The sequence below is a fragment of the Lapillicoccus sp. genome, assembly GCF_039935575.1.
GTDB lineage: Bacteria > Actinomycetota > Actinomycetes > Actinomycetales > Dermatophilaceae > Lapillicoccus.
In genome coordinates this window covers 1-19,931 of record NZ_JBDTKA010000045.1, presented here as the reverse complement: position 1 = coordinate 19,931, position 19,931 = coordinate 1, and the positions used below count along the sequence as shown (strand labels likewise).

The window sequence follows — 19,931 nt, the reverse complement described above, 5'->3', positions numbered from 1 at the left end:
ACCCGACGGTCGTCACAGACTGGGCGAGTCCACCTCCAGGAACCGGAAGACGTCGGTGTCGTCCACGCCGGGGAACACGCCTGGGGGCATGGCGGCGAGCAGGTGGGAGTGGACGCGGGCGCTCGGCCACGCCACGTCCGACCAACGCGCGGTGAGCGCCGCGGGTGGAACGGTGCAGCACGCGGGGTCCGGGCACCGCGACTCCGAGCGATGGGTGGTGTCACGGCCGCGCATCCATTTCACGTGCCGGTAGGGCACCCCGACGGAGACGGAGAACGTCCCGGCTGCGGTCCGGTCGACGATCGCCGTGCACCAGTAGGTACCTGAGCCGGTGTCGGTGTACTGCTGGTGTGCCTCGGACAGGTCCGGCTGCTCGAACACCGCGCGGGCGGTCCAGTAACGGCAGACCCGCTGGCCCTCGATGGCACCCGTCGCATCGGTGGGGAAGTGCACGCCGTCGTTCTCGTAGGCCTTGTAGATGATGCCTGCTGAGGAGGTGCGCATGAAGTGGACCGGGATGTCGAGATGTCGGGTGGCCAGGTTGGTGAAGCGGTGGGCCGCCGTCTCGTGGGAGACCGCGTATGCGTCGCGCAGGTCTTCGATCGCGATGTCCTTGTTGGCCTTGGCCATCCGCAGCATCGTCAGCGCCCCGTCCTCGGGGATCAACAGCGCTGCGGCGAAGTAGTTGACCTCCACCCGCTGCTCCAGGAACTCGCCGTAGTCCTTGGGAACGCGGTGCTCGAGCACGATGTGACCGAGGGCCTGCAGGGCCAGTGCCCTCGAGTCAGACTGCCCGGCGTCCGGCTGCGGCAGGTGGATCCGGTGGTTGGCGAGATCGGTGACGGAACGGGTCGACTCGGGAAGCCCGCCGGTATGCACCAGGGTGAAGCCGAGGTGGGCGGCCATCTGGTCCACGACCGACCTGGTGATCGGTCCGCCGGAGTAACGGGTTGCCCTGATCAGCTGTCCCGCTGCGGCTTCCACCTCGGGGAAGTAGTTGTCCTGGTCGCGCATCCGTTGGCGCAGCAGGGTGTTCGACCGGCGGGCCTCCTCCGGAGTGGCTGACCGCTCGGCGCGGATCGCCTCCATAGCCCGGTGCATCCCGACCAACGACTCGAGCACCGGCGTCGACAGGCCGGGACCCAACCGGACCGCGGGGATGCCCGACTCCCTGAAGGCGTCCAGCCGTTGCGCCTGTTCTAGCTCGATCTCGAGGGCGGCGCGCCGGCTGGGAGGCTCCACCACCAGCAGGTCGGGCAACGTGACGCCGAGTGCTGTCGCGAGCGAGGTCAGGGCGCTGACCTTGGCCTCGCGCTTGCCGTTCTCGATGAGCGACAGGGTCGAGGCCGAGACACCGGCCGCCGTCGCCACGTCGGTGAGGGTTCGACTCTGCGTCCGGCGCAGATGACGCAGGGTGCGGCCGACGGTGAACGGGTCGGGTCCAGGTGGTGTGGAGGGGCGTAACCCCGAACTTTCGGCAGTCGGTGCGAGAAAGGTGGGCACAACTGCAGGTTAGCGCAAAATCTGGAGAAATTGACGGCAAGAGAGCGCGCTCGCCGGCCCCGTGACACGGATGCTGGGGCTGTCAGCGCAGCCTTTCGGAAGGACCTCATCATGACCATCAGCATCGAGTCCGCGTCACCGGCCCACCTGCATACCGAGGAGGGCAAGTCAGCCGAGCCGGCCGACTGGTTCACCAGCCCGGCGGACGAGCTTCGCCGGGTCTGGGACGACGACCCCCGGTGGGCGGGCATCCGGCGGACCTACAGCGCCGAGGACGTGCTCCAGCTACGCGGCAGCGTTGTCGAGGAGCACACCCTCGCTCGGCGGGGCGCCGACCGTCTGTGGCGCCAGCTGACCACCCGACCGCTGGTGCGCGCCCTCGGCGCGTTGACCGGCAACCAGGCGGTCCAGATGGTGCGCGGCGGGTTGGAGGCGATCTACCTGTCCGGGTGGCAGGTTGCCGCGGATGCGAACCTGTCCGGCCAGACGTACCCCGACCAGAGCCTGTATCCGGCGAACTCGGTGCCGACTGTCGTGCGCCGGATCAACAATGCGCTCCTCCGCGCCGACCAGATCGACCACAGCTCGCGCACGCACCACCCCGACTGGCTGGTGCCGATCGTGGCGGACGCGGAAGCCGGGTTCGGTGGGGCGCTGAACGCCTTCGAGCTGATGAAGCAGATGATCAGCTCTGGCGCCGCCGGGGTGCACTGGGAGGACCAGCTCGCCTCGGAGAAGAAGTGTGGACACCTCGGCGGCAAGGTCCTGGTCCCGACGTCTCAGCATGTGCGCACCCTCAACGCGGCCCGGCTCGCGGCCGACATCGAGAACGTGTCGACGCTGGTGATCGCTCGCACGGACGCGTTAGCGGCCGACCTGCTCACCAGCGACATCGACCCGGTCGACGAGCCCTTCCTGACCGGTGAGCGAACCGAGGAGGGTTTCTACCGGGTCCGGGCAGGGATCGAACCGGTGCTCGCCCGGGCGAGGGCGTACGCGCCGTACGCCGACCTCATCTGGGTCGAGACCGGTATGCCTGACCTCGGCCTCGCACGCGAGTTCGCGACCGAGCTGCACCGGGAGTTCCCTGACAAGATGCTGGCGTACAACTGCTCGCCGTCGTTCAACTGGTCAGCGGCTCTGGGCGAGCGCGAGATCGCGACCTTCCAGGACGAGCTGGGCGAGATGGGCTATCGGTTCCAGTTCATCACCCTCGCCGGGTTCCACGCGCTCAACCACTCGATGTTCACCCTGGCCCACGGCTATGCCTCCCGCGGCATGCCTGCGTATGTCGAGCTGCAGGACGCCGAGCTCGGGGACATCCACCTGGGTTACACCGCGATCCGGCACCAGCACGAGGTCGGCACCGGATACTTCGACAAGGTCACGAAGGCCCTCAACTCCAACTCCACAACACTGGCCATGGCCGGCTCCACCGAGGCCGCCCAGTTCTAGGACCAGTTTGAGGACCTGAGCGGTCTCAGGGGTGGAACACGGCCCGGTAGACGTGCATCGACGCAGCCGTGACCTCGACGGGGCCGTCGGCGGGTTCGACCACCTGGGGCCCCTGGGGACGCGGCCAGGCACTGTCCCAGAGCAGCTCGTATGCACTCAGCCCGGCGGGCGTCGGCAGCGTCACCTCCGCTGCCGCCGCACCGCCGTGCAGCAGGACGAGGGCGGACCGCTCACCGAGCCGGTCGCCGTCGAGATACATGGCGAGTGTGCGGTTCGTGGGGTCGGTCCACCGCTCCGTCGTCATCGGCTGACCGCCCGCACCGAACCAGGCCACGTCGGCCCTCCCGTCGCCGTCGGCAGGCGCGCCCAAGTGGAAGGTCCGTTGGCGCAGTACCGGAAGCATCGCTCGGAGCCGGACGAGGAACCGCGTCGTCTCGAACAGGTCCTGCTGCCAGGGCTGCACGTCCCAGTCGAACCAGGAGATGCCGTTGTCCTGACAATAGGCGTTGTTGTTGCCGTGCTGAGTTCTCCCGATCTCGTCGCCGGCGTTGAGCATCGGGACCCCGGTCGCGGTAAACAACGTGCCCAGTAGGTTGCGGACCGACCGCTGGCGAGATGCCTGGATCCCCAGGTCGTCCGTCGGACCCTCGACGCCGTGGTTCCACGACAGGTTGTTGTCCGACCCGTCGCGATTGCCTTCCAGGTTGGCCTCGTTGTGCTTGACGTCGTACTCGGTCAGGTCGCGGCCGGTGAACCCGTCGTGGGCGGTGACGAAGTTGACCGAGGCGATCGGGCCTCGGTCCCGGGCGCCGAAGAGGTCCTGCGAGCCGGCCATCCGGGTCGCGAGGTCCTGGACCCCATGTCCGGACCGGTCGTCGTTGTCGCGTCCGACGTCGGCCAGCCAGAACGACCTCACGCTGTCGCGGAACTGGTCGTTCCACTCGCTGAACGGCGGCGGGAACTGCCCGGTGCGCCACCCGTGGATGCCGAGATCCCACGGCTCGGCAATGTTCTTGACCCTCGACAGCACGGGGTCGGTGCGCAACGCGACGAGAAACGGGTGGTTGGGGTCGTAGTCGTCGTACCGCCCCCGCGCCAGCGCCACGGCCAGGTCGAAACGGAACCCGTCGACGTGACATTCCTGCACCCAGTAGCGCAGCGAGTCGAGGACCATCCGGCACACCACGGGGTGGCGCAGGTCCAGGGTGTTGCCGCACCCGGTCACGTCGATGTCGTGACCGCGGTCGTCCAGCCGGTAGTAAGCCCTGTTGTCCAGCCCACGCCAGCTGAGCGTCGCCCCGACCGCACTCTGCTCGGCAGTGTGGTTGTAGACGACGTCGAGGATCACCTCGATCCCGGCGCGGTGCACGAGCTTGACCATCCCTTTGAACTCGTCGAGAACACCCTGCGGGTCGTTCGCCGACGCATACGCGGCGTGGGGGGCGAAGAACCCGAGCGTGTTGTAGCCCCAGTGGTTCACCAGTTCCCGTCGGGACAGCTCGGGTTCGGAGGTGAACGCATGGATCGGAAGCAGCTCGACAGCCGTGACGCCGAGCCGGGTGAGGTGCTCGAGAGTCACCGGATGCGCGAGGCCGGCATAGGTCCCACGCAGATGCTGAGGTATGCCGGGCAGCAGCTTCGTGAGGTTGCGCACGTGCACCTCGTAGACAACCGACTCGGCGAGCGACCGCTGTAGCGGAGCGTCTCCCTCCCAGTCGAACCGTTCGTCGGCAACGACGCAGCGGGGGACGAAACCCACCGAGTCACGGTCGTCGCGAAGCCCTGTGTCTCCCGCGAGCTCGACGCCTACCCGGTGCCCGAACACCTCCGGAGCCAGGGTCACCTCGCCCTCGATGGCGCGCGCGTAGGGGTCGAGGAGGAGCTTCTGCTCGTTGTGCCGGTGGCCGAGGTCCGGACGCCAGGGACCGGCTGCCCGCACGGCGTAGCGCTGGCCAGGTGCCACGCCCGCGAGGTGACCGAACCAGAAGCCGTGGGCCCGTTGGGTGAGGGGAAAACGTCGCTCCGAGGTGCCGGTTCGGTCGCCGGCGTCGAACAGGCAGACGTCGACCCCGTCGGCGTGTCCGGCGTAGAAGCAGACCTCCACACCACCCTCGACGAGGGTCACACCTGGAGCCGGCGGGAGGTCGCGCAGGGGTCGCGGCGGCGGCGGGGGCACCATGATCCCAGCCTAGGGCGGCCGTTACGGTGTCTCCCATGAGCGATCCCACGAGCCTCCCGAACTTCCCGCCTCCGGCGGACGAGCACCCGTTGCGTGGGCGGATGCTGGACGTGCTGAAAGACCTCCAGGTCGAGCCCAACATCGACGCGGACGGTGATATCGCGTTCCAGATCGGTGAGCCGTTGCAGCAGATGTTCGTGCGCTGCCAGGACGGCGACTGGCCGGTGATGCGCATCTTCGGCCAGTGGCTGATCGGCGACAACGTCCCGTCCGACCCGGTGGCGCGGCTGCAGCGCTGCAACGACTTCACCCTCCAGCTCAACCTCGCCAAGGTCGGCATCGCCAACGAGAACCTCGTCGTCAGCGTCGAGCACGTCGCGCCCCAGGGGGCCGACCTGTCGTCGCTCTTCCAGATCAGCGTCAACCTGGTCATGGAGGTCGTCCAGCTCTGGCACCAGTCGTTCCTCGACCAGCCCGACCAGCCCGACCAGCCCGACCAGCCCACCGACCTGCCGAGCAACGACTACGAGCCACGACACCGTCCGGACCAGGCGTGAGCGACTTCGTCCGCCTCGAGGTCGAGGGTGGTATCGGGACGATCCGGCTCGACCGCCCCCCGATGAACCCCCTGTCGGTGCAGGTGCAGGAGGAGATCCGCGCAGCCGCCGTCGAGGCGGGCGATCGGCGCGACGTCGCGGCCGTCGTGGTCTGGGGCGGGGACAAGGTCTTCGCAGCCGGTGCCGACATCAAGGAGATGCAGACCATGTCCTACACGGACATGGTCGACCGCTCCGTCGCCCTGCAGGCCAGCATCACCGCCGTGGCGAGGATCCCCAAGCCCACCGTTGCGGCGGTCACCGGGTATGCGTTGGGCGGGGGCTGTGAGCTCGCCCTGGCCTGCGACTTCCGCGTCGCAGCGGACGACGCGAAGCTCGGACAACCCGAGATCTTGCTCGGCATCATTCCTGGCGCTGGTGGGACGCAACGTCTTTCGCGGCTCGTCGGTTCTTCGCGGGCCAAGGACATCATCTTCTCTGGGCGCTTCGTCGCGGCGCAGGAGGCGCTCGCCATCGGTCTGGTCGACCGCGTCGTGCCTGCTGGAGCGGTCTATGCAACTGCGCACGACTGGATGGCCACGTTCGTGGGCGGACCGGCATACGCGATCCGCGCTGCCAAGGAGGCGGTGGACCGTGGCCTGGAGTCCGACCTCGAGACGGGTCTCGAGATCGAGCGCATGTTGTTTGCAGGGCTGTTCGCGACCCGCGACCGTGAGACGGGGATGGCCTCGTTCGTCGAGAAGGGGCCCGGCAAGGCGACGTTCGAGGGTCGATGAGCTCCGGGATCGCGGGCCAGGGTGGGGCGCAGGCCCTGGACGTCCTGGTGTTCTGCGTGCCGCGCGAGTCGACCGACGACGTGCTGGCCGCCGTGTTCCAGGCTGGCGCCGGGAGCATCGGGGACTACGAGCACTGCGCGTTCGTCGCCGACGGGGTGGGCCAGTTCCGGCCGATCCGGGACGCACGGCCGGTGATCGGTCAGCTGGGCAACCTCGAGCACGTCCCCGAGCATCGGGTGGAGGTGGTGCTCCCTCGCCCGCTGAGGGCAGCCGTCGTGGCGGCGCTGCTCGAGGCGCACCCCTACGACGTGCCTGCCTACCATGTGCTCGAGACGGCGACCCTCGACCGCTCCTGACGATCAGACGGCGGGCATCCCGAGCAGTTCTCTGGCCATGGCGTCGTGGGTGACCATGCTCGTCACGAGTCCGCTACGAGCGGCCGCCAGCACGGCCGGTGACTTCTCGACGCCGTAGGGAACGGCGAACACCTCGTCGACGCCGGCCAGCTGGGCCGCGTCCATGCAGATCAACCGGGCCGTCTGGTCGCGTCCGACGATGCGTCCCTCCGCGTCTAGGAAGACACCGGACACGTCTGCCACCACGCCGGCAGCGTTGAGGGCCCGCCGGTCCTTGACCGTCATCGCGTCGAAGATCGTGCTGCGCCCGGCACCCCAGGCACCCAGACCGACGACGGCCTTGGTCACATCCGAGAACCGAGCGAGCACCTTGGCGATGTCGGCCTGTTTACGTAGCGTCCTCGCGGTCTCCCGGTCGGGCAGCAGGAACGGGGCATAGAAGCAGCTGACCCGTCCGCCGGTGAGACGCCCGACGTCCCGCACGATCTCGGTCGAGGTCACCGTCAGGTCGTCGCGGACGAGCGACCCGGTGAGCTGGACCACGGGTGCAGCAGCCATGCCACCGAGGGTCGGCACCAGGGAGGCGACGGCCCGAGCCCAGGCAAACCCGAGGACGTCAGCGGCCGTCACGGTCTCCGTCAACAGCTCGCCGGCTGCTCGCGCGAGCAGACTCCTGAGCGCCGACTGGTCCGTCTCCTGCGTCTCGACCACGATTGCTGTGCGCAGGCCGAGATGGTCCCGCAGCCGGCTGGAGAGCTCGACGTCGATGCTGCCGGGATGACCGATCTCGATGCGTACCAGTCCTGTTGAGAGCGCCTGCTCCAACAGTCGGGCGACCTTGAAGCGACTGATCTGCAGCTCGTCGGCAATCTCGACCTTGGACCGCCCGTCGACGTAGTAGCGGCGGGCCACGGTCGCGGTGAGCACCAGCTGAGCAGGCCCGGAGACGAGCTCGGGGACGTCCACGACCACTCCTTTCCATGGCGCTCATCTGAGCGGTGTGCTGAATGTAACCAGATTGTGTCCGGCGTGCACCGGTTTCTCACAGAGGGCCCTTGACAGTCGGCCGAGGGCGCGGTTGACTCCCGATGAACATACGAGCAACAAGCCGCTCATGTGAGCACCGGTGTCATCACCGGCTGCGGAGACCCAGCGCACAGACTCAACGAGGAGAACTCATGCCGCGGTTGACCATCGCCCCAGTCGTCCTGGGGGCGCTCGCCCTCTCCGCGGGCCTATCCGCCTGCTCGGGTGCCGGCGGAGGCGGGGGCGGTGGAGGCGGCGGCGCCAGCGGCGGCGCGACGTCGATCAACGTGCTCATGGTCAACAACCCACAGATGGTCGACCTGCAGAAGCTGACCGCGGACAACTTCACGAAGCAGTCAGGCATCACGGTCAACTTCACGGTGCTTCCCGAGAACGACCTGCGCGACAAGGCCAGCCAGGAGTTCTCCAGCCAGGCCGGTCAGTACGACGTAGCCACGCTGTCCAACTTCGAGATCCCGATCTATGCCAAGACCCACTGGGTGGCGGACCTGACGTCCTACACGAAGTCCGACACCGGCTTCGACCAGTCCGACATCCTCAAGCCGATGACGAGCGCCCTGACGGTCGACGGGAAGGTCTATGGCGAGCCGTTCTACGGCGAGTCGTCGTTCCTCATGTACCGCAAGGACGTCCTGGCGGCAAAGGGCGTCACCATGCCGGACAAGCCGACGTGGCAGCAGGTTGCCGACGCCGCCGCAAAGGTCGACGACCCGAGCGGTATGCGGGGGATCTGCCTTCGTGGCCAACCCGGTTGGGGCCAGGTGTTCGCGCCGCTGACCACGGTGGTCAACACCTTCGGCGGGACCTGGTTCGAGAAGGACTGGACCGCGAAGGTCAACGCTCCGGAGTTCAAGGAGGCGACGAACTTCTACGTCAACCTGGTCCGGCAGCACGGTGAGGCCGGCGCCTCTCAGGCCGGGTTCACCGAATGCCTCAACAACCTGACCCAGGGCAAGACTGCGATGTGGTACGACGCGACCTCCGCAGCTGGGTCGCTCGAGGCAACCGACTCGCCGGTGAAGGGCAAGATCGGCTACGCGCCGGCTCCGGTGGTCAAGACGGACTCATCCGGTTGGCTCTACACCTGGGCCTGGGCAGCGCAGGAGAAGAGCACCAAGAAGGACGCTGCCTGGAAGTTCATCTCGTGGGCATCGGGCAAGGACTACGAGAAGCTCGTCGGCACCCAGCTCGGCTGGTCGCGCGTTCCCGCGGGCAAACGGGCCTCGACCTACGCCAACCCCGACTACGTCAAGAGCGCCGAGGCCTTCGCCCCGCAGACCAAGTCTGCTATCGAGACCGCCAACCCGGACAACCCGGGCGTCCAGCCCCGGCCGGCCCCCGGCATCCAGTTCGTCGACATCCCGGAGTTCCCGGACCTGGGCACCAAGGTGAGCCAGTACGTCAGCTCGGCCATCGCCGGTCAGGGGAGCGTCGACTCGGCCCTCGACCAGGGGCAGGCGCTCGCGGAGACCGTCGGCAAGAAATACCAGAAGTGACCTGACGCCGTGACGACCACAGCCGAACGGCCGACCGCCACGCCGTCGGAACCCCGGGCGCCCAGGCGGAGCTCCCTCCAACGCTCGGGCGACTGGGCGCGCAGGGCCCCGCTCCTGCCGGCTCTGATCCTCGTCGTCATCGTCACGCAGCTGCCGTTCCTCGTGACGATCGTCACCTCGTTCTTGCACTGGAACGCCTACTACCCCGACGAGCGCCGGTTCGGCGGGTTGGACAACTTCAAGACGGTGCTGTCGGATCCCGACGCCCGGCACGCTATCTGGGTCACGGTCCTGCTGACCTTCGTCGTCGTCGTGGTGTCGCTGTTGCTGGGCTTGGTGATCGCCTTGCTGCTGGACCGCAAGTTCATGGGCCGGGGCATCGTGCGCACCATGATGATCACCCCGTTCCTGATCGTCCCGGTGGCGGCCGCGCTGCTGTGGAAACACGCGCTCTACAACCCGGAGTACGGCCTGTTGAACGGTCTGCTCAAGGGCCTCTTCGGTGCCTCGGCGCCGCAGGTGGACTGGATCGGACAGTTCCCGTTTCTCTCGGTCGCCGCCGCCATCATCTGGCAGTGGACCCCGTTCATGATGCTGATCCTTCTTGCGGGTTTGCAGTCCCGCCCGCTCGACGTCGTCGAGGCCGCCCGGATGGACGGCGCCAACGCCTGGCAGATCTTCATCAACATGACGCTGCCGCACCTGCGGCAGTACATCGAGCTGGCCGGGCTGCTCGGCACCATCTACGTGGTCCAGAACTTCGACCACGTCTTCACGATCACGTCCGGTGGTCTTGGAACGGCCAACCTGCCGTACTACATCTACCAGACCTTCTACACCGCTCATGACTACGGGCTGGCGTCCGCCGCCGGCGTCATCGTGGTGGTCCTGACGATCATCGTCGCTACCGTCGCGCTGCGCACGGTGTTCAGCCTCTTCAAGGAGGAGTCCCGATGAGTGTCGTCGCTGACAGTCAGGCCATGAAGACGCCCAGACAGGCGAACCGACGTCGCCAGCCCATGGGCAACAAGCTCCTTGGCCTGCTGGCGTGGCTGATCGGCCTGACGTTCGTGTTCCCGGTGCTCTGGATGGTCCTCACGTCCTTCCACAAGGAAGCGGACGCGGCCACCAACCCGCCGTCGTTCTTTGCCCCCCTCAGCACCGAGGGCTACGAGTCCTTCTTCAGCGCCGGTCCGCTGCCGCCACTGATCAACTCGGCAACCGCGAGCATCATGTCCACGATCTTCGTGCTGCTGCTCGCGTTCCCCGCCGCATACGCCCTGTCGATCAAGCCGGTCCGCAAGTGGACCGACGTGCTGTTCTTCTTCCTGTCCACGAAGTTCCTGCCGGTCGTCGCCGGCCTGCTGCCGATCTACCTGTTCGCCCAGCAGGTGGGCCTCCTCGACAACATCTGGCTGCTCGTCCTGTTCTACACGGTGATGAACCTGCCGATCGCCGTGTGGATGTTGCGGTCGTTCCTCGCCGAAGTTCCCGTCGAGATGCTCGAGGCCGCACAGATCGACGGGGCGGGACTGATCATGACGCTGCGCAAGATCGTGGCGCCGGTCGTCATGCCGGGGATCGCAGCAGCAGCCCTCATCTGTTTCATCTTCAGCTGGAACGAGCTGCTGTTCGCCCGCGTGCTGACCGGAACGGTCGCCCAGACCGCGCCCGTCTTCCTCACCGGCTTCGTCACGAGCCAGGGGCTGTTCCTCGCTAAGGTCTGTGCCGCGTCACTGATCGTGTCTCTCCCCGTGCTGATCGCCGGCTTCGCGGCCCAGGACAAGCTGGTCCAAGGCCTTTCGATGGGCGCCGTCCGGTAGAACCGCCGTCCGGGAGCTCACCCTCATCGTCCATCGGGCTCGTGCGAACGAGAGGATCAGGTATGCCACAGCTCACCCAGGAGACGCTCGAGTCCCTTCCCGACGGGGTGGGGCGACCGGCATACGACCGCTCCGACGTCATCCCCGGAATCGTCCACTTCGGGGTCGGTGGCTTCCACCGGGCCCACGAGGCGATGTACGTCGACGCGCTGATGAACCGAGGCGAGGGCCTCGACTGGGGGATCGTCGGGGTGGGCACCATGCCGGCTGACGCGCGTATGCGTGACGTCCTGCAGGCCCAGGACGGGCTCTACACCCTCGTGGTCAAGCATCCGGACGGTGTTCTGGAACCGCGGGTGATCGGTTCGATCGTGCGCTACCTGTTGGCCGCCGACGACCCCGAGGCCGTGCTGGACATCCTGACGGCAACCAGCACGAGGATCGTGTCGCTGACCATCACCGAGGGGGGCTACCTGTTCCATCCGTCGACGGGGGAGTTCGACTCCTCAGCGCCGCTCATCCAGCCTGACCTCGTGGCGGGTGCAGTTCCCACAACGGTTTTCGGCTTCATCGTCGAGTCGTTGCGGCGACGTCGCGAAGCAGGTTCGGCGCCCTTCACCGTCATGTCGTGCGACAACATCCCCGGCAACGGCGACGTCGCCAAGAAGATGGTCACCGCCTTTGCCGAGCTCAAGGACGCCAAGCTGGCCGACTGGATCCGGCTGTCGGTCTCCTTCCCCAACTCGATGGTCGACCGCATCACACCCGTGACCGATGCTGGGGACATCGCCTCGTTGCGTGACACGTTCGGCGTCGAGGACGGCTGGCCCGTCGTCTGCGAGCCGTTCACGCAATGGGTGCTGGAGGACCACTTCGAGGGCGTCGACAAAGGGCGCCCGTCCTTCGAGGACGTCGCGGTCCAGCTGGTGACGGACGTCGAGCCCTATGAGCTCATGAAGCTGCGCCTGCTCAACGCCAGCCATCAAGCGCTGTGCTACCTCGGGTATCTCAGTGGCTACCGCTACGCCCACGAGGTCTGTCAGGACCCGTTGTTCGCCCGGTTCCTGCTCTCCTATATGGACCGTGAGGCGACGCCGACGCTCCAGGAGGTCCCCGGGGTGGACCTGACCGCATATAAGCACCAGCTCGTCGAGCGGTTCGCGAACCCCGAGGTCCGCGACACGCTGGCCAGGCTGTGCGCGGAGAGCTCCGACCGCATCCCCAAGTGGTTGGTCCCGGTCATCATGGAGAACCTCGCGTCTGGCGGGGAGATCGGATTATCTGCGCTCGTCGTGGCCTCGTGGGCCCGGTATGCCGAAGGCGTCGACGAGCAGGGCGAACCCATCGAGGTCGTGGACCAGCTCAAGGACCGGGTGATGGCCGCAGCCGCGCGGCAGGGTGACGATCCCCTGGCGTTCCTGCGCGACGAGACCCTGTTCGGGAACCTGGCTGCCGACGAGCGGTTTACTACGTCCTATACGCGGTCGCTGAACTCCCTGCACGAGGTGGGGGCGCGGGCCACCCTCGAGAACCTCGTCCCCAGCGAGTGATCCCGACAGGGCAGAATCGTCGCGTGCGCAGCAGCGACGTGGTGCAGACCTATCAGCGACGGATGAGCAACCGATGAGTGGAGGTCGGCTGGTTGCCGGCGTGGACTCGTCCACGCAGTCCACTAAAGTCCTCGTCTGCGACGCGGGGACGGGCGAGGTGCTGAGGGAGGGTCGAGCCTCCCACCCGGACGGGACCGAGGTCGACCCGGCGGCGTGGTGGGCGGCATACGAGCAGGCGACCGCGGGTGGTCTGCTCGAGGGAGTCGAGGCCATCGCTGTCGCGGGCCAGCAGCATGGGATGGTGACCCTCGACGAGAGCGGGGCCGTTGCCCGGAAAGCGTTACTCTGGAACGATACTCGGTCGTCCGATGCCGCTGCCGACCTCGTCGACGAGCTGGGTGGGCCACAGGCATGGGCCGATGCCGTGGGGACCGTCCCTCTTGCGAGCATCACCGTGGCCAAGCTGCGGTGGTTCGCGGAGCACGAACCCGAACAAGCGGACCGCGTCCGAGACGTCGTCCTTCCCCACGACTGGCTCACGGCTCAGATCCTGGGCGACGGCCGACCGGGCGTCGGCCGGATCGTCACCGACCGCGGCGACGCGTCGGGCACCGGGTACTGGTCACCGAGCGAAGGGGCCTATCGTCACGACCTGCTGCGGCGGGCTTTCGGGCGGGACCTGGGGGTCCCCGAGGTGCTTGCCCCTCATGAGGTCGCGGGTACCTCGCCGGGTGGTCTGGTCGTCGCCCCGGGGACGGGCGACAACATGGCCGCCGCGCTCGGCCTCGGCCTCGGGCCCGGCGACGTGGTGGTCTCCCTCGGCACCAGCGGCACCGTGTTCGGCGTTGCCGAAGTTCCAACCGCCGACCCCACCGGTGTAGTTGCGGGTTTCGCCGACGCGACCGGTCGCTTCCTGCCCCTGGTCTGCACCCTCAACGCTGCCCGGGTGCTCACCGCCACGGCGGCGGCGCTCGGCACGGACCTGGAGGGTTTCGAGCGACTGGCTTCGGCTGCCGAGCCAGGTGCAAGTGGCCTGACGCTGCTGCCCTACCTCGACGGCGAGCGCACGCCCGACCTACCCGGGGCCACGGGCACGGTCGGTGGCCTCACGCGGACTAACATGTCGCCGGAGAACATCGCGCGCGCCGCGGTCGAGGGGATGCTCTGCGGTCTCGCCGACGGCCTGGACGCGTTGCGCGACAACGGGGTGCCGGTCGACCGGGTGCTGCTGATCGGCGGTGGGGCCCGGTCCGCGGCCGTGCAGTCGGTGGCCCGCGGGGTGCTCGGAGTGCCGGTGGCCGTCCCGACGCCCGGTGAGTACGTCGCGCTGGGTGCAGCGCGGCAGGCTGCCTGGGCGTTGGCCGGCCGCCAGGAGGCCGACGAACCTCCACAGTGGGCCGTACGCGAGACAGGCGCCTCGGGTGACCCCGGTCACTGGGGGCGTGAGGTGCGGGAACGGTATGCGTCGCTGCGGACCCGGATGCACGGAGTCTGAGGGCCGCGTCTGAGCGCCACGTCTGAGATCGTGCGTCGGCGTGTCCGGCATCACTCTGGTTCGGTCGGGGAGAGCGGCCAGCGGCTGAGAGAATGGCAGACGAGCACTCCTCGTCTCCACCTGCCTCACCCGACTCCCTACGCGGCACCAGCCGGAAGAAGGACGCATGAACATCGTCGTCTGTGTCAAGTACGTTCCCGACGCCCAGTCCGACCGGACCTTTTCCGACAGTGACAACACCACCGACCGGGTCGGCGTGGACGGTCTGCTGTCGGAGCTCGACGAGTACGCCGTCGAAGAGGCGTTGAAGATCGTCGAGTCTGGCGAGGGGGAGGTCACCGTCCTCACGGTCGGTCCCGACAAAGCCGCCGACGCCCTGAAGAAAGCGCTGCAGATGGGCGCCCACAAGGCGGTGCACGTCGTCGACGACGCGATCCACGGCTCAGACGCGCTGGCGACCTCGCTCATCCTCGCCAAAGCCATCGAGAAGCTCGACCCGCAGCCCGACATCGTCATGACCGGTATGGCCTCCACCGACGGCAGCATGGGTGTCGTCCCGACGATGCTGGCAGAACGCCTCGGCCTTCCGGCCGTCACGTTCGCCTCCGAGCTCACGGTCGGTGACGGGACCGTGACCGTGCGCCGCGACAACGACGCCGCCTCACAGACGGTCGAGGCGGCTCTGCCGGCCCTGGTGTCGGTCACCGACCAGATCAACGAGCCGCGCTACCCCTCGTTCAAGGGGATCATGGCGGCCAAGAAGAAGCCGGTCGAGACCTGGGGTGTCGCTGATCTCGGCATCGAGCCGTCCCAGGTGGGGCTCGACGCAGCGTGGACTCGGGTGGAGACATTCTCCGCCCGCCCGCCTCGGGCCAAGGGCCAGGTCGTGCCGGACGAGGGTGAAGGCGGCACCAAGCTCGCCACCTTCCTGACCGAGCATAAGTTCGTCTGAGCCGTCAGTCCATCCTCGACTTTATTCTGCTGCAAGGAGATTCAACGACATGGCTGAAGTACTCGTACTCGTCGACCACGCGGGCGGTCAGGTCCGCAAGCCCACACTGGAGCTGTTGACCATCGCGCGGCGACTCGGCGAACCCGCTGCCGTCATCGCCGGCGACGCGGTACCAGACGCGGTGGCGACACTCGGCGCATACGGGGCGACCAAGATCTACCGCGCGAGCTCAGCCGACCTCGTGGACTACCTCGTGGTGCCGCAGGCGGAGCTGCTCGCGCAGCTGGTGGCTCAGGTGTCGCCGGCGGCTGTGCTCATCGTCTCCTCTGCAGAGGGCAAGGAGGTCGCCGCGCGACTGGCGGTCAAGATCGGTTCCGGTCTCATCACCGACGCTGTGGACGTGCAGGCCGCCGATGGTGGTGGCGTCGTGACGACCCAGTCGGTGTTCGCCGGTTCCTACGCGGTCACCGCGACCGTCACGGAGGGCACCCCGGTGGTCACCGTGAAGCCGAACTCCGCAGCCCCGGAGCAGTCCCCGGCCGATGCGTCCGAGGTGGCTGTGGACTTCACGGCCTCGGACGCCGCCAAGTCTGCCCGGATCACGGCGACCGCGCCCCGTGAGAAGACGGGTCGGCCCGAGCTGACGGAGGCGGCGATCGTCGTGTCCGGTGGCCGCGGCACGGCTGGCGACTTCACCCCCGTCGAGGCGTTCGCCGACTCGTTGGGCGCCGCAGTGGGCGCGAGCCGCGCCGCAGTCGACGCCGGCTGGTACCCGCACGCGTCCCAGGTGGGGCAGACCGGCAAGCAGGTCTCACCGCAGCTCTATGTCGCCTGCGGGATCTCCGGCGCCATCCAGCACCGGGCAGGGATGCAGACCTCCAAGACCATCGTCGCGGTGAACAAGGACGAGGAGGCGCCGATCTTCGAGCTCGTGGACTTCGGTGTTGTCGGTGACTTGTTCACCGTCCTGCCGCAGGCCACCGCCGCCGTCGAGGCGTCCAAGAACTGATTCCTGGGCGGGCACCCCGGTGGGCAGGATCGAGCGCAAGACAACCTCGGCCTGACAAGGCAACGCCGTTACGGTACTGGCATGACCAGGCCGCGTGATCTGCAGCCCCAACGGTTGCCCTGTTGCGCCCGCGTCCCTGTTGCACAGGATCAAACTGCGTATCAAGTTGCGTTTGGTGTTGTCCTGGCGACACCAAATGCTGTCTGATCAGCAGTTTGACTGCCCCGGTGGCTGAGGACAGGTCGGTCTGCGTGGTAACAGGATTCGGTGGATCGTGGCCGAAGGGGGTTGTCGGTGGTCGGTTGTAGATTTTGGGTATGCCTTCAGACCCGACCGTCCCGTGTGTGGCAGACCGCCGTGCCGCGGTCGCTGCGGCGCGGGCGGCGTTGACACTTTGAGGCGGACACCAAGCCGTTGCGGGCGGCGCTGGTCGACGGGCGGGTGGGGGTGTCGAATGCGGTGGTCGACCGGGCGGGTCATTCTCGGCAGCCTCGTCAGCCTGGCTTGGTCGCGCCGAGGGTGAAGCTCATCGCGACGCTAGCCGGGCGCTCGGACAGTCGCCACTCGCCGATCTCGTCAACCACCATCCCGGGAAACGGTGAGAACGGCACGCTGTCATGCTCCTCCAACAGAGTGAGGAGCAGGCCATGGCCCACGAGCGCGGTGACGGTCTCGCCCAGACCATGGTTCCAGCTGTGCGTCGTCGTGTGGGTGATCCGATGCTCGTCCCCCTCCGCTGCGGCAACGTAGGTCGCGTCCTCATCCCATACCTCGGGATCTGGCGTCTCGAAATAGGGCCAGACGGGGGTGAGGAGCCCGGAGGTCTCGTCGCGGTCGAGCGTGTCGAGCATCGGGTGTGCGTCGCGGATGAACAACCGGCCGCCGGGTCGCAGCAGCCCTGCCACCACGGCAGCCCACCGGTCCACGCAGGGGAGCCAGCACAGCGCACCGATACTGACGTAGACGAGGTCGAACGTCCGACCCGACAGGGCATTCTCGGCGGCGTACACGTCCGAGACGACGTAGTCGACGTCCGCGCCCGCCGCTGCAGCGATCCGTCGAGCGTGCTCGATCGAGACGCCCGACAGGTCCAGCCCCGTCATCCGGGCTCCCAGCCGGGAGAGCGAGATCGTGTCGGTGCCGATGTGACACTGCAGGTGGATCCCGACGAGACCCGTGACGTCACCGAGCCGAGGCCGGTCGAAACGCACCACGCCGGAGAGGTGGTGTGGGTCGTCGACGAACGCCTGGACCTCGTAGTCAGGTGCCGCGGCGTGCAGCGGCGCCCGGTCGTCCCAGTTCGCGCGGTTCAGGCTCAGGTAGGCCGGCTCGACCTCGCTCATCATGACCTCCGCGCGGTCTCGGGGCGACGACGTCGGCCATCCGATGAGGCCCGACCACGCACGACACGGTATGCCGTGGAGATGGCTCCGCTTGCCGCGCGCCGCGGTTGTGGTTGGGTCTGGCATGTGGTGTCCGTCGACCTCCTCAACCACCAGCCGACCCTCGTGGGTGCGCTGGTCAGGCTCGAGCCGACGGGGCCGGAGCACTTCGAGGGTCTGTGGCCGCTGTTCTCGGTCGGTGAGGAGCAAGGTCCGCTAGCCGACTTCGCCAGGAAACGGGCCCGGGCGGGGCTCGAGGGGGCACGGCTGCGTCAGGACCGGGCCGACTGGGCGATCGTGACGGTGGAGGGGGATGACGTGGTGGGCGAGGCCGTCCTGATGGACTTCGACGAGGATGCCGAGTCGATGAGCTATCGGATCGCTCTCGTCGGGCCGGAGGTCTTCAACCGGGGGTACGGCACCGAGTCAACCGTCCTGGTTCGAGACTTCGCTTTTGGGGCACTGGGTCTGCATCGCCTCGCCCTCGAGGTGACCTCGTCCAACACCGCGGCGATCCGGGTCTATACCCGGGCAGGGTTCGTGCTCGAGGGGGTGCGTCGGCAGGCAGTCCGGCTGGATGGTGCGTGGCGCGACGTCCACGACATGGCGTTGCTGGACTCCGACCCACGTCCCTGACCGCCGCTCGTCACCGCAGCCGGTCACAGCCCCGTAAAATCGAGCGGTGCGCCACTACCTCGACCACGCGGCGACGACCCCGATGCATCCCGCGGCACTCGACGCGATGACGCGCCAGCTCACGGTGGTCGGCAACGCGTCGTCGCTGCACACGTCGGGGCGCGCAGCCCGCCGGGTCGTCGAGGAGTCGCGCGAGTCGATCGCGGCCGCCCTCGGCTGCCGTCCGTCGGAGGTGGTGTTCACCTCCGGAGGGACCGAGTCGGACAACCTCGCGCTGCGCGGGACGTATGCCTCGCGCCGCGACGCCGACCCGCGGCGTACTCGGTTGCTCGTCAGCGAGGTCGAGCACCATGCCGTCCTCGACTGCGCCGAGTTCCTCGTGCAGCACGAGGGTGCCGAGATCACCTGGCTGGCGTGCGACGCCGACGGTCGGGTGGCACCCGAGACCGTGCGCGCGGCCATCCTCGCCGACCCCGGGTCAGCGGCACTCGTCTCGGTGATGTGGGCCAACAACGAGGTGGGGACCGTCCAGGACATACCCGGGATCGCGGCGATGGCCCATGAGCTCGGGATCCCTCTGCACACGGATGCGGTCCAGGCCTTCGGCCATGTGCCGATGGACCTCGCGGCCGCGGACGTCGAGCTGGCGGCGGTGACCGCCCACAAGCTCGGCGGTCCGGTCGGGGTGGGTGCCCTCGTCGTCAAGCGCGACCACACGCTGGTCCCGCTCTCCCACGGCGGGGGACAGGAGCGCCAGGTCCGCAGCGGCACCCTCGACGTGGCCGGGATCCGCGGGTTCGCGGTCGCGGTCGAGCAGGCGATGCTCGACCGTGAGACCGAGTCCATCCGGCTCGCCGCCCTGCGCGACCGACTCGTGGGCGGAGCGATGGCGCTGGGTCTCGGGATCGTCCCCGGCGGCGAATGGGTGGCCGGAGACGTGACCGGCCGACTGCCGGGCAGCGCGCACCTGCTGGTGCCCGGTTGCGAGGGCGACTCCCTGCTCTACCTGTTGGATGCCGCCGGGATCGAGTGCTCGACGGGATCGGCGTGCCAGGCGGGCGTTCCTCAGCCCAGCCACGTCCTGCTCGCGATGGGTCTGACGCAGGAGCAGGCCCGCGGCGCGCTGCGGCTCTCGCTGGGGCGCACCTCGACCGAGGACGACGTCCAGGCCGTGCTGTCCGCTCTGCCCGCCGCCGTCGAGCGGGCCCGGCGGGCGGCGGGGACCTCGGACACCGCGCCCACTGTGGGAGCGGCCTGATGCGGGTCGTTGCCGCGATGAGCGGCGGTGTCGACTCGGCCGTTGCCGCCGCCCGGATGGTCGACGCCGGACACGAGGTCGTCGGGGTCCACCTGGCGCTCAGCCAGAGTGCCGCGACCCTGCGCGAGAGCGCCCGGGGATGCTGCACGATCGAGGACGCCGGAGACGCGCGGCGGGTGGCAGACCGAATCGGCATCCCCTTCTACGTCTGGGACATGGCCAGCCGGTTCAATGCGGACGTCGTCGAGGAGTTCGTGCAGGAGTATGCCGCCGGCCGCACCCCCAACCCGTGCGTGCGGTGCAACGAGCGGATCAAGTTCGCCGCCCTTCTCGACAAGGCGGTGGCCCTCGGGTTCGACGCCGTGGCTACCGGCCACTACGCCCAGGTGGTCGTCGGCGCCGACGGGGGCCGGCAGCTGCACCGGGCCGTCGACCCCGCCAAGGACCAGTCCTACGT

The 19,931-nt window shown here is 68.2% G+C and carries 17 protein-coding genes and 1 pseudogene; 14 read left to right on the top strand and 4 right to left on the bottom strand.

Annotated elements, in window-relative coordinates; genetic code table 11:
• Window positions 1-12: 12 nt before the first annotated feature.
• Entirely contained in the window at window positions 13-1,503 is a 1,491-nt protein-coding gene (locus ABI385_RS05810) for a helix-turn-helix domain-containing protein (protein ID WP_348102801.1), read from the bottom strand.
• 111 nt (window positions 1,504-1,614) lie between these two features.
• On the opposite strand from ABI385_RS05810, the gene aceA reads away from it, so the two are divergent.
• Window positions 1,615-2,958: an isocitrate lyase gene (gene aceA / locus ABI385_RS05805; protein WP_348102800.1), complete on the top strand. Its 1,344-nt coding sequence runs from the start codon at window positions 1,615-1,617 to the stop codon at window positions 2,956-2,958.
• A 25-nt stretch (window positions 2,959-2,983) separates the two neighbouring features.
• On the opposite strand, the gene glgX is transcribed toward aceA, so the two are convergent.
• Window positions 2,984-5,137: a glycogen debranching protein GlgX gene (gene glgX / locus ABI385_RS05800; protein WP_348102799.1), complete on the bottom strand. Its 2,154-nt coding sequence runs from the start codon at window positions 5,135-5,137 to the stop codon at window positions 2,984-2,986.
• 35 nt (window positions 5,138-5,172) lie between these two features.
• Between glgX and ABI385_RS05795 the strand changes: the two genes are divergently transcribed.
• From ABI385_RS05795 to ABI385_RS05785, 3 genes are read left to right on the top strand one after another with little or no spacing between them, the layout of a single operon-like run.
• Window positions 5,173-5,694, top strand: a complete 522-nt coding sequence (locus ABI385_RS05795) for a hypothetical protein (RefSeq protein WP_348102798.1) — start codon at window positions 5,173-5,175, stop codon at window positions 5,692-5,694.
• On the top strand, window positions 5,691-6,470 hold the full coding sequence (locus tag ABI385_RS05790; RefSeq protein WP_348102797.1) for an enoyl-CoA hydratase-related protein: 780 nt from the start codon (window positions 5,691-5,693) through the stop codon (window positions 6,468-6,470). The genes ABI385_RS05795 and ABI385_RS05790 overlap by 4 nt, the downstream gene beginning before the upstream one ends.
• Entirely contained in the window at window positions 6,467-6,826 is a 360-nt protein-coding gene (locus ABI385_RS05785) for a hypothetical protein (RefSeq protein ID WP_348102796.1), read from the top strand. Before ABI385_RS05790 ends, ABI385_RS05785 begins: the two co-directional genes overlap by 4 nt.
• Window positions 6,827-6,829: 3 nt before the next feature.
• Here the strand turns inward: ABI385_RS05785 and ABI385_RS05780 are convergent, their stop codons facing one another.
• Window positions 6,830-7,792, bottom strand: coding sequence for a sugar-binding domain-containing protein (locus ABI385_RS05780; protein ID WP_348102795.1), 963 nt, complete (start codon window positions 7,790-7,792; stop codon window positions 6,830-6,832).
• 212 nt (window positions 7,793-8,004) lie between these two features.
• Between ABI385_RS05780 and ABI385_RS05775 the strand changes: the two genes are divergently transcribed.
• From ABI385_RS05775 to ABI385_RS05745, 7 genes are all read left to right on the top strand, one after another.
• Window positions 8,005-9,369 (top strand): sugar ABC transporter substrate-binding protein, encoded by a 1,365-nt coding sequence (locus tag ABI385_RS05775; RefSeq protein WP_348102794.1) that lies wholly within the window; start codon window positions 8,005-8,007, stop codon window positions 9,367-9,369.
• Between the two features lie 9 nt (window positions 9,370-9,378).
• Entirely contained in the window at window positions 9,379-10,326 is a 948-nt protein-coding gene (locus ABI385_RS05770; protein WP_348102793.1) for a sugar ABC transporter permease, read from the top strand.
• A 23-nt stretch (window positions 10,327-10,349) separates the two neighbouring features.
• Window positions 10,350-11,192 carry a carbohydrate ABC transporter permease gene (locus ABI385_RS05765; RefSeq protein ID WP_348102814.1) on the top strand — a complete coding sequence of 281 codons (843 nt, stop codon included), beginning with the start codon at window positions 10,350-10,352 and terminating at the stop codon, window positions 11,190-11,192.
• A 62-nt stretch (window positions 11,193-11,254) separates the two neighbouring features.
• The gene (locus tag ABI385_RS05760; RefSeq protein WP_348102792.1) at window positions 11,255-12,742 is read left to right on the top strand and encodes a mannitol dehydrogenase family protein; all 1,488 of its coding nucleotides are present in this window, start codon (window positions 11,255-11,257) and stop codon (window positions 12,740-12,742) included.
• A gap of 73 nt (window positions 12,743-12,815) precedes the next feature.
• The gene (gene xylB / locus ABI385_RS05755) at window positions 12,816-14,237 is read left to right on the top strand and encodes a xylulokinase (protein WP_348102791.1); all 1,422 of its coding nucleotides are present in this window, start codon (window positions 12,816-12,818) and stop codon (window positions 14,235-14,237) included.
• A gap of 166 nt (window positions 14,238-14,403) precedes the next feature.
• The gene (locus ABI385_RS05750; RefSeq protein WP_348102790.1) at window positions 14,404-15,189 is read left to right on the top strand and encodes an electron transfer flavoprotein subunit beta/FixA family protein; all 786 of its coding nucleotides are present in this window, start codon (window positions 14,404-14,406) and stop codon (window positions 15,187-15,189) included.
• A 49-nt stretch (window positions 15,190-15,238) separates the two neighbouring features.
• Entirely contained in the window at window positions 15,239-16,198 is a 960-nt protein-coding gene (locus ABI385_RS05745) for an electron transfer flavoprotein subunit alpha/FixB family protein (RefSeq protein ID WP_348102789.1), read from the top strand.
• A 494-nt stretch (window positions 16,199-16,692) separates the two neighbouring features.
• Here the strand turns inward: ABI385_RS05745 and ABI385_RS05740 are convergent, their stop codons facing one another.
• The gene (locus tag ABI385_RS05740; protein WP_348102788.1) at window positions 16,693-17,541 is read right to left on the bottom strand and encodes a class I SAM-dependent methyltransferase; all 849 of its coding nucleotides are present in this window, start codon (window positions 17,539-17,541) and stop codon (window positions 16,693-16,695) included.
• An 81-nt stretch (window positions 17,542-17,622) separates the two neighbouring features.
• Here ABI385_RS05740 and ABI385_RS05735 point away from each other — a divergent pair, with 81 nt between their 5' ends.
• The 3 genes and pseudogenes from ABI385_RS05735 to ABI385_RS05725 all read left to right on the top strand — a co-directional run.
• The gene (locus ABI385_RS05735; RefSeq protein ID WP_348102787.1) at window positions 17,623-18,216 is read left to right on the top strand and encodes a GNAT family protein; all 594 of its coding nucleotides are present in this window, start codon (window positions 17,623-17,625) and stop codon (window positions 18,214-18,216) included.
• Between the two features lie 46 nt (window positions 18,217-18,262).
• Complete coding sequence (locus ABI385_RS05730) at window positions 18,263-19,474, top strand: cysteine desulfurase family protein (protein WP_348102786.1); 1,212 nt, start codon at window positions 18,263-18,265, stop codon at window positions 19,472-19,474.
• A pseudogene (locus ABI385_RS05725) lies at window positions 19,474-19,931 on the top strand (tRNA 2-thiouridine(34) synthase MnmA); the annotation flags it as partial. The gene ABI385_RS05730 and the pseudogene ABI385_RS05725, both read left to right, overlap by 1 nt.

Coding starts and splice junctions, on each gene's coding strand:
- aceA (WP_348102800.1), top strand. CDS start 1,615: ATGACCATCAGCATCGAGTCCGCGTCACCGGCCCACCTGCATACCGAG.
- glgX (WP_348102799.1), bottom strand. CDS start 5,137: ATGGTGCCCCCGCCGCCGCCGCGACCCCTGCGCGACCTCCCGCCGGCT.
- ABI385_RS05795 (WP_348102798.1), top strand. CDS start 5,173: ATGAGCGATCCCACGAGCCTCCCGAACTTCCCGCCTCCGGCGGACGAG.
- ABI385_RS05785 (WP_348102796.1), top strand. CDS start 6,467: ATGAGCTCCGGGATCGCGGGCCAGGGTGGGGCGCAGGCCCTGGACGTC.
- ABI385_RS05775 (WP_348102794.1), top strand. CDS start 8,005: ATGCCGCGGTTGACCATCGCCCCAGTCGTCCTGGGGGCGCTCGCCCTC.
- ABI385_RS05765 (WP_348102814.1), top strand. CDS start 10,350: ATGAAGACGCCCAGACAGGCGAACCGACGTCGCCAGCCCATGGGCAAC.
- ABI385_RS05760 (WP_348102792.1), top strand. CDS start 11,255: ATGCCACAGCTCACCCAGGAGACGCTCGAGTCCCTTCCCGACGGGGTG.
- xylB (WP_348102791.1), top strand. CDS start 12,816: ATGAGTGGAGGTCGGCTGGTTGCCGGCGTGGACTCGTCCACGCAGTCC.
- ABI385_RS05750 (WP_348102790.1), top strand. CDS start 14,404: ATGAACATCGTCGTCTGTGTCAAGTACGTTCCCGACGCCCAGTCCGAC.
- ABI385_RS05745 (WP_348102789.1), top strand. CDS start 15,239: ATGGCTGAAGTACTCGTACTCGTCGACCACGCGGGCGGTCAGGTCCGC.
- ABI385_RS05740 (WP_348102788.1), bottom strand. CDS start 17,541: ATGAGCGAGGTCGAGCCGGCCTACCTGAGCCTGAACCGCGCGAACTGG.
- ABI385_RS05735 (WP_348102787.1), top strand. CDS start 17,623: ATGGCTCCGCTTGCCGCGCGCCGCGGTTGTGGTTGGGTCTGGCATGTG.